Origin of the sequence: Amycolatopsis sp. YIM 10 (assembly GCF_009429145.1) — a bacterium.
Classification (GTDB): domain Bacteria; phylum Actinomycetota; class Actinomycetes; order Mycobacteriales; family Pseudonocardiaceae; genus Amycolatopsis.
This window is the reverse complement of the sequence record NZ_CP045480.1, coordinates 9,629,793-9,644,920: the sequence shown is the minus strand read 5'-3', so window position 1 is coordinate 9,644,920 and position 15,128 is coordinate 9,629,793. Positions and strand designations below refer to the sequence as shown.

General features: G+C 70.5%; 11 protein-coding genes. All 11 read right to left on the bottom strand.

The window, feature by feature from the left end; genetic code table 11:
• Window positions 1–16 precede the first annotated feature (16 nt).
• Window positions 17–1,315 carry a hypothetical protein gene (locus YIM_RS44730; protein ID WP_153036106.1) on the bottom strand — a complete coding sequence of 433 codons (1,299 nt, stop codon included), beginning with the start codon at window positions 1,313–1,315 and terminating at the stop codon, window positions 17–19.
• A complete protein-coding gene (locus tag YIM_RS44725; protein ID WP_153036105.1) occupies window positions 1,312–1,884 on the bottom strand; it encodes an acyltransferase in 573 nt (190 codons plus the stop codon). Before YIM_RS44725 ends, YIM_RS44730 begins: the two co-directional genes overlap by 4 nt.
• Window positions 1,881–2,987: a DegT/DnrJ/EryC1/StrS aminotransferase family protein gene (locus YIM_RS44720; RefSeq protein ID WP_153036104.1), complete on the bottom strand. Its 1,107-nt coding sequence runs from the start codon at window positions 2,985–2,987 to the stop codon at window positions 1,881–1,883. The genes YIM_RS44725 and YIM_RS44720 overlap by 4 nt, the downstream gene beginning before the upstream one ends.
• Complete coding sequence (locus tag YIM_RS44715) at window positions 2,984–4,240, bottom strand: glycosyltransferase family 4 protein (protein WP_153036103.1); 1,257 nt, start codon at window positions 4,238–4,240, stop codon at window positions 2,984–2,986. The genes YIM_RS44720 and YIM_RS44715 overlap by 4 nt, the downstream gene beginning before the upstream one ends.
• Window positions 4,237–4,875, bottom strand: coding sequence for a NeuD/PglB/VioB family sugar acetyltransferase (locus tag YIM_RS44710; RefSeq protein ID WP_153036102.1), 639 nt, complete (start codon window positions 4,873–4,875; stop codon window positions 4,237–4,239). The genes YIM_RS44715 and YIM_RS44710 overlap by 4 nt, the downstream gene beginning before the upstream one ends.
• Entirely contained in the window at window positions 4,872–5,999 is a 1,128-nt protein-coding gene (locus YIM_RS44705; protein ID WP_228004402.1) for a DegT/DnrJ/EryC1/StrS aminotransferase family protein, read from the bottom strand. Before YIM_RS44705 ends, YIM_RS44710 begins: the two co-directional genes overlap by 4 nt.
• Entirely contained in the window at window positions 5,996–7,192 is a 1,197-nt protein-coding gene (locus YIM_RS44700; RefSeq protein ID WP_153036101.1) for a glycosyltransferase, read from the bottom strand. The genes YIM_RS44705 and YIM_RS44700 overlap by 4 nt, the downstream gene beginning before the upstream one ends.
• Window positions 7,189–11,301 (bottom strand): DUF4082 domain-containing protein, encoded by a 4,113-nt coding sequence (locus YIM_RS44695; RefSeq protein ID WP_153036100.1) that lies wholly within the window; start codon window positions 11,299–11,301, stop codon window positions 7,189–7,191. The genes YIM_RS44700 and YIM_RS44695 overlap by 4 nt, the downstream gene beginning before the upstream one ends.
• 212 nt (window positions 11,302–11,513) lie before the next feature.
• Window positions 11,514–13,043, bottom strand: coding sequence for an MBL fold metallo-hydrolase (locus tag YIM_RS44690; protein ID WP_153036099.1), 1,530 nt, complete (start codon window positions 13,041–13,043; stop codon window positions 11,514–11,516).
• 10 nt (window positions 13,044–13,053) lie between these two features.
• On the bottom strand, window positions 13,054–14,013 hold the full coding sequence (locus YIM_RS44685; RefSeq protein WP_153036098.1) for an SDR family NAD(P)-dependent oxidoreductase: 960 nt from the start codon (window positions 14,011–14,013) through the stop codon (window positions 13,054–13,056).
• The gene (locus YIM_RS44680; protein WP_153036097.1) at window positions 14,010–15,053 is read right to left on the bottom strand and encodes a Gfo/Idh/MocA family protein; all 1,044 of its coding nucleotides are present in this window, start codon (window positions 15,051–15,053) and stop codon (window positions 14,010–14,012) included. Before YIM_RS44680 ends, YIM_RS44685 begins: the two co-directional genes overlap by 4 nt.
• Window positions 15,054–15,128 lie beyond the last annotated feature (75 nt).

Here is a 15,128-nt window from a genome sequence, read left to right as displayed (position 1 = left end):
TGCACGCTACCGGTCCTCAACCAGGGATCACGTAGACGTGGTAGCTGTGCTCGGCGGCGAAGGTGTCGGTGAGCGTCCCGTCCACCACGGGCACCGACCGGTCTTCGAACAGGACCTTCGCTTCACCGGTCAGCCCCGCGGGCAGGGTGAGCGTCTGCGGGCCGGGGTTGGTGCCGCGCTTGGGCATGGCGAAGACGTACGTGGAACCGTTGTGCCGCTTGAACATGGTGTCCAGGTTGGGGCTGAACAGGTGGACCAGCGACTGCGTGTTCAGCACCGGCGCCAACGAGGTGATCCGCCGGTTCACCTCGGTCACGGCGGGCCGGATCGCCGCACCGCAGGCATCGCGGAGCACGTGTTGCGACACGCACTCGCCGCCGAAGTTGTGGTTGAAGTAGACGATGCCCCGCGCCTCGTGGATCAGGGAGTTGAAGACCGCGCCCGCGAGCTGGTCACCGGTGATCGTGGGGGCGTCGGCTTCGGTGAACGGGTGGCCGTTCTCGATCAGCGCGTAGATCGGCTGGAGCTTGCCGTCGGCCAGGTCCAGCGAGCGCATCCGGTCCATCGTGCGGCCGTAGTTCGCGGCCACCCGGCACTGCGCCGGGGTGACGCCGATCGCCGGGCCCTCCGACGGTGACGCGCAGATGTTCGGATCGGTGTACCAGTACAGATCCGCCGAGACCGCGGTGGTGTAGTCGTTGACGAAGGTGCCCGCCTGCTCGTCGGTTTCCCAGAACATCACGCCCTTGCCGAAGTTCGCGTACCGCATCCGGCCGTCGTCCGGAGGCAGTTTCCCGGCCAGCTCCTTCAACACCGTGTACCCGCACGGCCCGCCGACGCAGACCTCACCCTTGCCCGGCGCGTTCCCGGTCCAGGCGCCGTGGCCCGGCCCCGCCCACATGTCGGGCTCGTCGGTCAGCGTCCAGCCGACCGTTTCCGCCCCGGCTTCGGCGTTGGGGCCGCTGGGAAACGCGTGCATCCCGGCCTCGCGCACCAGCGGCAGCGAGCTGTTCGAGGTCAGTTCGAAGTAGGTGTTGATGCCCGCGGCCTTGTCCAGCTCGGTGTCCTTCGGTTCGAGCACCGACTCGAACCACACACCGATCGGGAAGAACGACGGATCCGCCCAGCCCGCTTCGGCGGCCTTGCCGAACGCGGCGTAGTACTCCGGGCCGCCTTCCCAAGGCACCGCGGCGAAGTTCGCCGGTGCGGGACTGCTGGTGGTCACCGGTGGCGGTGGCACGGTGGGCGCGGCAGGCGAGCACGCGAGCGTGACCAGCACGGTTCCCGACAGTGCCGCCTGCCGCGCGCCCCTCATGCCGTTCGCCGCCGCAGGCCGCGGTCGTCGTCGCGGTGTTCGTAGACCGACTGGCACCCGGCGCAGGTCAACGCGGCGTCCAGCGGCTCACCGCATTCGCACACCCAGCCCTTCTGCCGCGCCGGATTGCCCGCGACAAAAGCGTGCGCGGGCACGTCACGCGCCACCACCGCACCGGCGGCGGCGAACGAGTGCTCGCCGATCTCCGTGCCGCACACCACGACCACACCCGCGCCGAGCGTGGCGCCCTGGCGGACCTTGGTCAGCAGCAGCGCGTCCGGTCCGCGCTTGATGTGCGCGCGCGGGCGCAGATCATTGGTGAACACCACGTTCGGTCCGAGGAAAACATCGTTCTCACAGGTCACTCCACGAAAGACGAGAGTCGCGTTCTTCACCGTCACGTTGTCGCCAAGCACCGCGCCGTCCTCGACGAACGCGCCATCACAGATGTTGCAGTTCTTGCCGATCCGCGCACCCGGGAGCACGTGCGCGAACGCCCACACCCGCGTACCCGCGCCGACCTGGTCGCTCTCGCACAATCCGCTGGGATGCACCCGCACCTCGGTCATCGAACCGCCTCCATCAGCACCTCAACCACTTGTTCCTGTTGCGCCGCGGTGATCTCCGGGAAAAGGGGGATCGACAGCAGCTGCCCGGCCAGCCGTTCGGTGACCGGGAAATCGCCCGGCCGGTGGCCGAGCGAAGCGAAGGCGGGCGTCAGGTGCACCGGCGTCGGGTAGTGGATGCCCGCGCCGATCCCGTTGGCCTGGAGGTGCGCGAGGACCCGATCGCGCTCGGGCACCCGCAGCACGTACAGGTGCCACACCGGTTCGTTGCCCGGCAGCACCTCGGGTGGCTGGACCTGCGGCAGGTCGGCCAACAGCGCGGAATACCGCGACGCGGCCTCGCGGCGGGCGGCGTTCCACCCGTCGAGGCGGCGCAGCTTCGCGGACAGCACGACGGCCTGGAGGGTGTCCAGGCGGGAGTTGAAGCCGAGCGTCGTGTGCTCGTACTTCCGCGGGGAACCGTGCTCCCGCAGCAGTCTGACCCGTTCGGCGATCCCGGCGTCCTGAGTCAGCACGGCACCGCCGTCACCGTAGGCACCGAGGTTCTTGCCGGGGTAGAAGCTGGTCGCCGCGACGTCACCGAGGCCACCGGCCACCACGCCGTGACGCCGTGCGCCCTGCGCCTGCGCGGCGTCCTCGACCACGAAGGCCCCGGCCGCGCGTGCGATCGGCAGGATCTCCTCGACCGCCGCGGTCTGGCCGTACAGGTGGACCGGCAGGATCGCCTTGGTGCGCGGGGTGATCCGCGCCGCGAGCAGCTCGGGGTCGAGCAGCCCGGTCGCCTCGTCGACGTCCACCAGCACCGGGGTGGCACCGGTGCGCGCCACGGCTTCCGCGGTCGCGATGAACGTGTTCGCCGGCAACACGCATTCGTCACCGGGGCCGACGCCCAGCGCCCGCAGGGAAAGCTCGATCGCATCCGTTCCGTTGCCGACCGCGGCGCAGTGCGCCACCTCGGAGAAGGCGGCGAACTCGGTTTCGAACGCGGCGACCTGCGGGCCGCCGACGAACGCCGTCGCCTTGAGCACCGCGGCCCAGCCGTCGGCGACCTCGTCGGCCACCTGCCGGTGCTGCGCGGCCAGGTCGACCAGTGGAATTCCGCTCATCTGACTGCCCTCTCGCGGGAAAGAACCGGGTTGGCGTTGGCGTCGTCGGTGCGGGCCGTGCCACGCAGGCCCTGGTACTTGCGGTGCAGCTTGTAACCGAGCAGCCCGGCGGCGCTGCGGGCCGCGTCGACGGCGAGCGGGCCGAGCGGCCGGGGTCCGTACCGCGCGGCGGTGTACTCGCGTTCCAGCAGTTCGGCCGCACCGCGCAGGCTGAACCTCTCGAGTACCAGCTCCCGTGAAAACGCGCCGAGTTCCTGTCGCAGCACGGGATTGGCGATGACGTAGTCGAGCGTGTCCCGTAGTCCCGGCACACCGGACCCCCGTGACCCCGGGCCCTGCCCGTACCACCCGGCGGACAGGAAGCGCGGTGCCGTCTCGCGGGTCAGCAGCTCGCTGAATCCACGCTCGCCGACCACCACCAGCGGTTTGCCGAACGACATCCCGCGCAGGGCCGAACCGCCCTGCCCGACCAGCACGTCGGCAGCGGCGTAGGCGGGCCGCGGGTCGCTGATCTCGCCGGTCAGCACCACCACGCGTGAACCGGCCAGCTCGTTCGCCCGCACCGCGTGCGCCTCGACCTCGGGGCGGCTGCGGCCGTCACCGACGATCACCAGCTGCACCTTCCGGCCCGCGACCGCCAGTTCACCGACCGCGTCGCACGCGGCCAGCAGGCCTTCGAGCTTCAGCTCCGGCACCAGGCGGCAGATCATCGCCAGCAGCGGCACCGCCGGATCGAGCCCGTGCTCCTCGCGGAACGAGGTCTCCAGGCCAGGGTGGTCGGCGTCGGTGTCGACCGGCGGTTCGAGCAGGGTGACCCGCCGGTGCCCGGCGGCCAGCGCGGCCGCGCGGATCTCCTCGGTGCCCACGGTCATCGGCACCGCGCGCGGGAAGAACGGCACCACCGACATCGACATGACGGTGGCGAAAACCGCGGTGTTCCGCCGGGCCGGGGTGGCCACCGTGGCCGCCACGGCTTCCAGCACCGGCGGCCACTCGTGCCCGTGCACCACGTCGATGCCGAGGTCATCGATGAGCCCGCCGATCCGCCGCGCCACGCCCGCCGACGGGCGGCGGCGGTGCAGCGGGATCTCCACGTGCGGCAGCCGCAGCTCGCGCACGTACTCGACCAGCGGCCCCGGCTCGGACAGCACGGTCACCTCGTGCCCGAGGTCGCGCACCGCCCCGGCCAGCTGCAGCGCGTTGAGCTGCGAGCCGCCGATCTCCATCGCGTGCGGATAGACCAGCACTCTCACTTGTCCCCCAAGGGTTTCGCCGGAACGCCCGCCCAGGTCTGCCCGGCGGGCACGTCGGTGAGCACCACCGACCCCATGCCGATCACCGCGCCTTCGCCGATCTTGGTGAATTCGCGGACCAGCGCGCCCTGGCCCAGGTAGGCGCACTGTCCGATGTGGACTCCTCCGGCGAGCACCGCCCGCGCGGCGAAGCAGCTGTGGTCGCCGACCTCGTCGTCGTGCGTGAAGACCACGTGCGGCATGGCCAGCACGTGCCTGCCGACCCGTTGCGGCGCGGTCACCACCACCCCCGCGAACAGGATCGAGCCGGCGCCGACCTCGGTGCCGGGGGCCAGCGAGGCGGCCGGGTGCACCACCGTGGCGTAGCGACCGTCGGGCAGGTCCAGCCGCGCGGCGATGTCCCGGCGCGCGTACGGGCGCCGGACGTTGGCCACGCAGATCACCACCGCCGCGTCCGTTTTCTCGTGGACCAGGGTGGACGGTCCGAGCACGGGCAGGCCGTCGATCAGGGTGCCGTGCGTGGCGGGGTTGTCGTCCAGCGCGCCGATCGGGTCCCAGTCGGTCCCGGCACGTACCGCGGCGAGCGTCTCGCGCGCCAGGCCACCGGCACCGACGAGCAGCAGCGGACGCCTCACCGGGTCACCACCGGGCTCAACGCGGACGCGAGCGTGCCGACGATGTGGCGCTGGTCCTCGGCGGTGAGTTCGTGGTGCAGTGGGAGGATCAGCGAATGCCGCGTGAGCCGTTCGGTGACGGGCAGCGGGACGTGCGCGTGCCCGGCGTAGGCGGGTTCCAGGTGTGACGCCATGATGCCGCGACGCGCGGAGATCCCGGCATCGGCGAGCGTGGCGAGCAGGCCGTTGCGGTCGGCCCGTTCGTCGACCAGCACCCAGAACGCCTGGTAGTTCGTCTTGCCGTAAGCGGGATCGCGCAGCGGGCGCACACCGGGCACGTCGGCGAGCAGTTCGTGGTAGCGCGCGGCCAGCGACCGGCGTTGCGCGACCAGCGGCCCCAGCCGGTTCAGCTGGACCAGGCCCATCGCCGCCTGGATGTCGGTCATCCGGTAGTTGAACGCGGTCTCCAGGTACTGCTCGACGATCGCGGTGCCCGCCGCGTGCCGGTCCGCGGCCGACACGCTCATCCCGTGCTCGCGCAGCCGTCGCAGGCGCGCGGCCAGCTCGGCGTCGTCGGTGGTGAGCATGCCGCCCTCACCGGTGGTCAGCAGCTTGCGCGGGTGGAAGGACCAGGCGGCCAGCGGCGCGCCCGCGCCGACCTGGTGCCCGAGATAGGTCGACCCGGCCGCGCAGGCCGCGTCCTCGATCACCGGGATGCTGCCGCACAACCGCCGCAGCGCGTCCACGTCGGCGGGCACCCCGCCCTGGTGCACGGCGAGCACGGCCTTGGTCCGCGTGGTCAGCACTTCGTCCACGGTGGACGCCGTCAGGTTGCCGGTCAGCTCGTCGACATCGGCGAAGACCGGGGTCGCCCCGCAGTAGCGCACGGCGTTGGCGGTGGCGATGAAGCTGAACGACGGCACCACCACCTCGTCGCCCGGCCGGACGCCGATGGCGTGCAGGGCCAGGTGCAGCGCCGTGGTGCACGAGGAGACCGCGACCCCGTGCGCCGCGCCGATCCTGGCCGCGAACGCCTGCTCGAACTCGGCCACCTTGGGGCCCTGGGCGATCCAGCCCGAGCGGACGACCGCCGCCACGGCGTCGGCCTCCTCGTCCCCCAGCATCGGCCGCATCACCGGAATCACGTGGTTCCCTCCCTGTTCTCCAGCAGCTCCACCAAGCGGGCCGCGCGCGCGGCCCACGAATGCCGCCGAGCGAACGCGCGCCGCGCCGCCACCCGCGCCTCGGTTGGCGGAGTGGCCAGCGCGTCGAGCACCCCGAGCGCGTACGAATCGGCGTCGCCGGTGATCTCCAGTTCCCGGAACTCGGCCTGCAACCGGCGACTCGCAGGCAGATCCGTGCTCACCACGGGCAGGCCCGCGGCGAGGTATTCGAGCGTCTTCAGCGGGAAGGACGCGCGGTTGAACGCGGTGTCGGCGTACGGGGTGAGCCCGACACCGAACCTGGCCAGGCAGGGCAGCAGCCGCTCGAACGGCACCGGCCCGGTGTGGTGCACGTTGTCCCGCGCGAGCAGCGCGTCGACCCGCTGCGGCTGCCAGCCCGGATCACGCGGGCCGACCAGCAGCAGGCCGACCCCGGTGTCCGCGACCGCTTCCAGCAACCGCAGGTCGATGCGGTCGGACAGCTGCCCGGACAATCCGGCGATCTTGTCCGGGAAGCCCGGCGGCAGCTCGATCGGTGTCACCTCGCCGATTCCGGCGTAGGCGTCGGGATCGCAGCCGTTGGGGAAGACCTCCGGTGCCGCACCCGACTCCCGCCAGCGCGCGGCCAGTTCGGGACCGACCGCGAGCACCACGTCCGCACCGGCCAGGTTCCGCTGTTCACCGGCGACGATCTGCTTCACGTCGATCCGCATCAGCTCGGCCCCGGCCACCCAGTCGTCGGTGCCGTAGAGCACGTTCGTCACGCCCGCGCCCCACCGCCCGAGCACGTCGTGGGTGGAGCAGGCGATCACCGTGGTCGGCCACTGCCGCATCTCCCGCAGCGTGCGGCGGATCTGCGAACGCACCATCGGCCAGGTGGCAGCGCGCACGCCCGGCCGGGACAGGCCCGGCAGGGCGACCGGGGTCAGCCGGGTCAGCCGGTCGGAAACCGGCTGTGACCGCGGTCGCCACTGCCTGCCCGCCCCGCTCAACCCGCGGTACCGCGCGGGCGTGGCGGGGGAGACGGGCGGATCCACGAACAACACGTCGGTGTGCGCGGTGAGCGCCTCGGCGAGCTGTCGTTCGGAGCCCTTCACCCCGTCCCACGGCACGCCCGAGACGACGACCGTCAGTCGCCGTCCCGCGCGTCCTGAGCGCCGGTGCCGTCCGGTCATGGGGCCGGCTGCCACACGACGTCGACCCAGTAGTTCGCCCCGCGGAAGGACGACTGCGGGAAGCCCGGCCCGACGTGGTAGACGCCGTTCGGGGTGTCACCGCCGGTCGCTCCCGCGGTCAGCGGCGTACTGGTCACCGCGGTTCGCTCGAAGTAGCTCCCGTCGGCCGCGTAGTGGCCGTTGGGCGCGGTGTACGAGGCGATGTAGGACTCGCCGGCCTGGATGCTCACCGGTGTGGCGAACAGCAGGGTCTGCCAGCCCGTCGCGGTTTCGTTCACGAAGGTCCCGCTGGCCACCAGCTGACCGCCCGCGGTCCACAGGCTGCCGGTGTGCGTGCCGGTGTTGCCCGCTCCCTTGTAGAACTTCACCCCGGTGACCGTGCCCGGCACCGACGAGCTGAACCGGACGCCCAGCTCGTACGAACCGCTGTCGTTCTCGGCTTCCACCGTCGGCACGGTTGCCGCGGAGAACAGCGAGCACGGGCAGGCCGGCGTTGTCGTGGTGGTGAAGGACCAGGTGGTCGGCGTCGGCATGGCGTTGCCGTTGGCGTCGGCCACCTTCAGGTTCGCGGTGTAGGTGGTGCCCGGCGCCAGCCGCGCCGACGGGGTCCAGGTGACCGTCTTCTGGTCGGCGGACAGCGCCGCCGTGCCGGACAGCTTGGCCAGCCCGGGGTCCTGCAGGGTGAACTGCACGCTGGACAGGTCGATCGGCTCGTTGAAGGTGGCGCTGACCGTGGAGGTCAACGGCACGTTCGTGGCGGCGGAGGCCGGGGTCCGGCCGGTGACCGCCGGCGGCGTGGTGTCGCCGTTGAGCCCGTTCTGGAAGACCACGTCGACCCAGTAGTTCGTCGAGCCCCACGAGTTCTGCGGGAAGCCGCCGCCGGAGCCGTAGCGGTAGACGCCGTTGCCGCCGTCGACCCCTTCGGCGAGCGCGCGGATGCCGCCGTAGTCGGCACCGTTGTCGCGGAAGTACGCGTTGTCCCCGGCGTAGTGCCCGTTCGGCGCGTAGTACGAGACCACGTAGGTGGTGTTCGCCTGCACCTGCACCGGCGAGCTGAACACCAGCGTCTGCCAGCCGACCGCGCTCTCGTTGACGAAGGTGCCGGTGCGCAGCGGCTGCCCGGCGGCGTTCCACAGCGTGCCGGTGTGCGTGCCGGTGTTGCCCGGTCCCTTGTAGAACCGCACGCCGAGCACGTTGCCCTTGCCGTCGAAGCGCACCTTGGTGCCCAGTTCGACCGGCGAGGAGTCGTGCGGATCGGCCTTGTTCACCGGGTGGGTGAAGTCGTCCCATACCGTGCACGGGCAGGCCGCCGGGCGTGGTGATCCGGTGGTGAACTGCCACTGCACCTGCTGGGCCGCGTTGCCGGAGGCGTCCGAGGCACGCACGGTCGCGGTGTAGACGGTGCCCGCGTCCAGCGCCAGCTGCGGGGTGAAGGTCACCTTGCCGCCGGTGGTGGACACCGTGCCGGGCTCGGTGCCGCCGGGATAGGTCAGCGAGAACTGCACGGTGCTCGGCGCGACGTTCTCGTCGAAGGTCACCGAGACCGGCGGGCTCGCCGTTTTCACCGAGGTCTCCCCGGCCAGCGGCGCGGTGGACAGCAGCATCGGCGCGCGGGTGTCCGGGCCGGGATCGAGCGCCCACACCACGTCCACCCAGTAGTTGGTGTCCTGGTAGCTGGACTGCGGGAAGCCGGGGCCACCGCCCTTGAACACGCCGTTCGTGCCGTCGACCCCGCTCTTCAGCGCGGTCAGCGGGTCGAGCGAGACGTCGTTGTTGGTGAAGGTGAAGTTGTCCGCGCTGTAGCGCCCGTTCGGCGCGTAGTACGAGGCCACGTAGGTGACCCCGGCGGTCACCGGCACCGAGGTCGGCAGCGTCAGCGTCTGCCAGCCGGTGGCCGTCTCGTTGGTGAACGTGCCGGTGCCGAGCAACTGGCCGTCCTTGGTCCACAGGCTGCCGGTGTGCGTGCCGGTGTTGCCCTGTCCTTTGTAGAACTTGATGCCGCGCACGTAACCGTCGGCCGCGGCGCGCCACTTCACGCCGACCTCGATCGCCCCGGCGTCGTTGGCCGCCGGGTTGGCCGGGGTCATCTGCGGGGTCCAGATGCTGCACGGGCAGGTCCGCATGTTCACCGTGATCACCCGCGACACCGGCGCCGACAGGTTCGCCGAATCGTCCACCGCGCGCACCTTGACCGTCGGTGTGCCCGAGGTGGCCGGGGTGAACTTGTACTGCCAGCTGGTGGTGCCCGCGGTCCACAGGCCCGGGTGCCAGGTGGCGCCGTCGTCCACCGAGACCTCGACCCCGGCCACCTTGCCCGAGGCGTCGGTGACCGTGCCCGCGATGGTGTAGTCGGTGCCGACGGTGGTCGGCGGCGCGCTGGTGATGGCCACCACCGGCGCCGCGGCGTCGGTGCTCGCCGACGCCGCGACCAGTCCGGGCATCAGGGTGGTGGGCTGCACGCCCATGTCGGCCATCAGGTTCACCGTGGCCTGCTGGATCGCCGGGTCGGCGGTCTGGTCGTGCTCGGGGAAGGCGTGCTCGTTGTCCAGGCCCCAGGCCCACTGCACGGTCCCGGCGCCGAACACCAGCGAGCCGCTGGGGTGCCGGTACAGCGTCAGCGCGTGCGTTTTGGTGCCGGAGCCGTACACGTCACCTTCGTTCTGCAGCACCCAGAACCCGTCCATGGTGACCGTGGTGCGCGAGAGCTGTGCCGTGCCGGGCGGGGTGAACCCGTTGTCCTCCACGGAGTTCCACTCGTAACCGAGCGTGCCGGACTTGAAGGTGTAGACGTCACCGGCCGGTTTCTGCGCCACCGCGGTGTTGCGCCAGAGTCGCATCTTGCCGTACGCCGACGGCACGGAGAGCGCGTCCTCGCGCTTGCCGTTGACGGTGAAGATGTTGCCCAGCAACGCGTTTTCCGGTTTGCCGCCGTCGGACGGCGGGCTGTAGCGGGCGTCGCGCCAGGTCCCGGTCCAGTCCGGGTGCGGGTCGATCTTGCCGTCGTGCTTGGTCTCCTTGTAGCAGACCAGGGTGCGCCAGTCGGTCGGTGTGCCGGCGATGCTCGGCTCCCAGCGGGTCTTCCAGAACACCTCGTTGCCGGTCATGAAGGCCAGGTGCACCCCGGCGTCGCGGGCGGCCTCCACATTGGACCGCTGCTCCTTCGACCAGTACTCGTCGTGGCCGACCGCCATGAACACCTTGTGGTTCTTGATCAGGTGCCCGCGCCGGGCACTGTCCACATCGGTGGTGTAGCTCATGTCGTAGCCGTTGCGCTCCATGAACTTCAGCATCGGGAACTCGGCGTTGAAGATGAAGTTCTCGTCACCCTGGCCGTAGAGCGGCCGGTTGTAGCTGACCTTGTACGCCGAGCCCTGCGGCCCGGGACCGGTCGGGTTGGCGGGCTGGCCGGGCGCGGGCTCGCCGTAGGTGGTGAAGTACATGCTGTTGCCGGCCCGGTTCGGGCCGTTGCCGTAGGTGTTGTAGGCCTGCCAGGTCGAGTCCGAGGTCTGGAACAGGACCTTCGAGGTGCTCGCGTCGTCGCGGACGACAAAGGCGATCTCGTTCTCCGGCGGGTTGCTCGCCAGCTCCTCCGGGGTCAGGTTCGACCGCCGCAGCACCGCGTAGTACAGGCCGGAGGTGGCGTTCGCGGGCACCGTCCAGGTCACCGACGGCGCCCAGTTGCCGCAGTCGAGCAGGCCGGTCGGATCGGTCAGGCAGGCGGGCTGCGACTGGCCGCTGTTGCGGTTCGCGGTGCCCATGTACCGCGCGCCCTTGCCCTGGTAGTAACCGAGCCGGTAGATGGTCACACTGTAGCCGGGCGCGTTCGTCTTGACCTTGAAGGTGACCGTCGAGCCGGGGGTGGCGCTGATGTCGGTGGTGAACCCGGCGATGGTGTCGTCGAAATTGGACACCTGCCAGTCGTCGGTGCCTGCCGCCTCGTTCTCGCAGGCGATCTTGTTCGCGCAGGCGGCCTGCGCCTGTGCCGTGGTGCCGAACGGCACGGGGGCGGCCACCAGGCAGCCCGCGAGCACAAAAAGCACCGCGGCCAGCAGGAGCGGCCGGTATCGGCGCCCCGTTCCGTGCTCCCCCTGGATGGAATGGGCGTGCATGGTCTTGCCTTCCGTTCAAAGGGAGGTAACCGGCACCGGCGAAAACCGGTGGTCAGACGCCCAGAAAATCGAGAGAGAGTCGAGTGTCGTTACAGCAATCCACCGCGGCTCACGCGAATGAGTCGTAGCAATTCCATAACGTCGGTACTGGCGAGGAAAGCGCTACATAACGTAATGGCGGAAAGGGGTAAATCGGCCGAACAGGTGGGAAATCACGCCGGTTCTTGATCTTGGGTTTTTTCCGCCACCAGCACCGGCGAGTTCTCGTCCAGCACTTCCACGCGCAGGTCGATCGACGCCTTGTCCACGCACTTGCCGGTCCTGGCGTCCCAGATCCAGTGGTGCCGGGGGCACTCGATCCGCCCGCCGCCGATGTCGGCGAAGCTGAGGTCCTCCCCGGCGTGCGGGCAGAACCGCTGCAGGCGCAGTCCGTCGCGTTCGATGGTCTCGGTGTTCTGCCGTTCGCGCAGCATTTGCATGGTCTGCGCGGGATGGTTGCCGTAGCGCAGCAGGCCCATGAAGGTCAGGTCGAACACGTCCGGCTCGCGGTGCAGGCCCAGCCGCATCGACAGCAGGGCCTCCTCCCAGCCGGTCCGGCCGTCGACGATCGCGCGCAGCACCCGCGGCGGCACCAGCAGCGTGTAGTCCGGGTCGTAGGGCTCCTCGCCCTCGATCACGAAGTGCTCGGCGAGCCTGCCGAGGCGCACGTCCCAGTTCGTGGTGCCGGTGATCAGCCGGATGTCCTTGCTGAAGTCGCCGAGGAAGCGCTTGTTCCAGCGTTGCAGCGTGCTGAAGTACGCCTCGACCTCGTCCATGGTGACCGCGGGCTCGGGCCCATCGTGGAACTCCTCCCACTCGGCGCGGCGGCGTTCGCGGTAGGCGTCCAGGTCCTCGTCGAGCCCGCTGTCCGGCAGGCGCCGGGCGGTGGCCGTCCTCGCCGCCGGGTCCACCTCGATCGAGTCGCCGGGGCCGAGCCGCAGCACCTCGATGTCCGGGCAGGCTTCGGCGAAGTCGTCGGCGACCTGGTCCCAGACCGGGAAGATGGTGCTGTCGCGGTCGTTGTACTCGGCCAGGTCGGGGTCGAGGAAGCAGGCGGGCCCGGCCGAGGGCAGGTAGGCGCGTGCCCCGGTCAGCTTCGCCTTGCGGTAGAGCGTGTCCATCAGGTCACCGCGGACCCCGGCCACCTTCTCCGCCATCATCGCGGGCGGGTAGTCGTAGCAGTTCGGGTACCACATCGCCCCGGAGAACTGCGCGGCCAGCAGGTCGATGTCCGTGGGCAGCTCGGACATCGCGGTGTTGCAGTCGTTGAGGTCGAGGAAGCGGTAACCGTCGAGGTCGACCAGCAGCCCGCTGTCCTCCTTGTGGCTGGTGTCCAGGTAGACGGTCACCGTGAAACCCGGTGCCAGTTCTAGGGATTCCTTGTGCTCCAGCGCGATCACGTTCTCGAAGCCCAGCGCGCGGAAGTGCTTCACCATCACCTTGGAGCGGTACTTCGCCACCAGCACGGTGATCGACCGGTCCAGCCCGGCGAGCAGCTTCTCGTCGTAGTGGTCCTCGTGCGCGTGCGAAACGTAGAGGTAGTCCCACTGCCCTTCGAGGACCTCCGGCAGCAGGTGCCGGTTGTCCGGGTAGGGAAACCACGAGCCGAGGAACGCGGGGAAGAACCAGGGGTCCATCAGCAACCGGGTGCCGTTGTGCGCCACGGTGAACCCGGCGTGGCCGAGGTAGCGGATCGCCGACATCGAGGCTCCCTTACGCGCTCTGCCACCACTCGACGAGCCCGCGCAGGCCGTCGGGCAGCTTGATCCGGGGTTCCCAGCCGAGGTCGCGCGCGGCCGCGGAGATGTCGGCCAGCCGCCGGGTGACCCCGTTGACGGCGCGTTCCGGGCCGTGCTCGGGTTCGAGGTCCGAGTCCATCGCGGTGAGCAGGCCGAGCGCCAGCTCGCGGAGACTGGTCTCGGTGGCGTTGGCGATGTTGTAGACGCGGTCGGTGACCGGGGCGCGCGCGGCCAGGATGTTCGCCCGCGCGATGTCGTGGACGTGCACGAAGTCCATCGTCTGCGCGCCGTCGCCGAAGATCAGCGGCGGCTTGCCGTCGGCGATGCGTTCCATCCAGCGGATCAGCACCTCGGTGTAGAGCCCGTGCACGTCCATCCGCGGGCCGTACACGTTGAAGTACCGCAGCGCCACGTAGTCCAGGTCGTACATCGCCTTGAAGCTGCGGAGCATGCCCTCGTTGAACGCCTTCGCGGCACCGTAGAAGGTGTCGTTGTTGTACGGGTGGTGGCGCTCGTCGGTGGGGAAGGTCTCGGCCAGCCCGTACACCGAGGCCGACGAGGAGGCGATCACCTTGCGCACCTTCGCCGCCGCGGCGGCCTCCAGCACGGTGAAGGTTCCGTCCACAAGGGACTCCAGGGCCAGGCGCGGTTCCTCGGCGCACTGGGTGATCCGGATGGCCGCGAGGTGGTAGACCAGATCGATGCCCTCGGTCAGCTGGTGGACCAGCTTCTTGTCGTTGATGTCGCCCTCGACGATCGTCAGCCGGTCACCGGCCGCGTCGGCCAGGTTCTCCCGGCGACCGCGCACGAAGTTGTCCAGCACGACGACCTCGGCGGCGCCCGCTTCGAGCAGCTGGTCGACCACCGCCGAGCCGATCGTGCCCGCACCCCCGGTGACCAGGCACCGCTGTCCTTCGATCGGTTGCCCGCTCACGCGGCTACCTCCGTTTTGATCGGGACGAACGTCCCTCCGGCCGCCAGGCTTTCGCTGGCGGCTTCGAGCAGGGCGAGCACCCGCAGGCCGGCGCGGCCGTCGGTGAGCGGGCGGCGCCCTTCGAGGATCGAGCCGGCGAACTCGGCCATCACCGCCCGCAGCGCCTCGCGCTCGGTCAGCGCCGGGGCGACCATGTCGCCGACGCGGTAGGAGATGATCGCCTGCTCGCGCTCGCCCGCGCCGAGATCGGTGCGCCGGTCCACGCCGCGGTCGTAGATCGACAGCCGCTGGCTCGGGTTCAGGTCGTCCCACACCACCGTGCGGCTCGAACCGCCGATCACCATGGTGCGGATCTTGGTCGGCGACAGCCAGTTCACGTGCACGTGCGCCATCGCGCCACCGGTCAGCCGGATGGTCAGGTGCGCCACGCAGGCGCGCCCGGCGCCGATCGGGTCGGACCCGTGCGCGGCCACCTCCAGCGGCTCCAGCCCGTCGGGCAGGATCGCGCCGAACACCGACAGGTCGTGCGGGGCCAGGTCCCACAGCACGTCCACGTCCGGCTGCACCAGGCCGAGGTTGATGCGCACCGAGTCCAGGTACTGGATGTCGCCCAGTTCGCCGCCGCGGACCAGTTCCCGCAGGTGGGCCACGGCGGGGGTGTAGCAGTAGGTGTGGTCGAGCATGAGCACCAGCCCGCGGCTCTCCGCCGCCTCGACCAGCTGCCGCCCCTCGGCCAGGTTCGCCGCCAGCGGCTTCTCCACCAGCACGTGCTTGCCCGCTTCGAGCGCGGCGAGCGCGACCTTCAGGTGCGTGCCGGCCGGGGTCGCGATGGCCACCGCGCCGACCGAGTCGTCGGCCAGCACCTCGTCCAGCGAAGCGCTGGCGCGCACCGTCGAATAGTCGCCGAGCACCCGCCGCGCGCGGGAGATGTCCAGGTCACACAGGTACTCCAGGCGCAGGCCCGGCGTCGCCTGCGCGTTCCGGACCAGGTTCGGGCCCCAGTACCCGGCGCCGATCACGGCCAGGCCGATGCGTTCCACGTCCGACTCCCCGTTCCGCGGGCGCACCTGCGGCCCGGCTCCACGCTGTGATTCGCCGGTCCACGATCAGTCGTT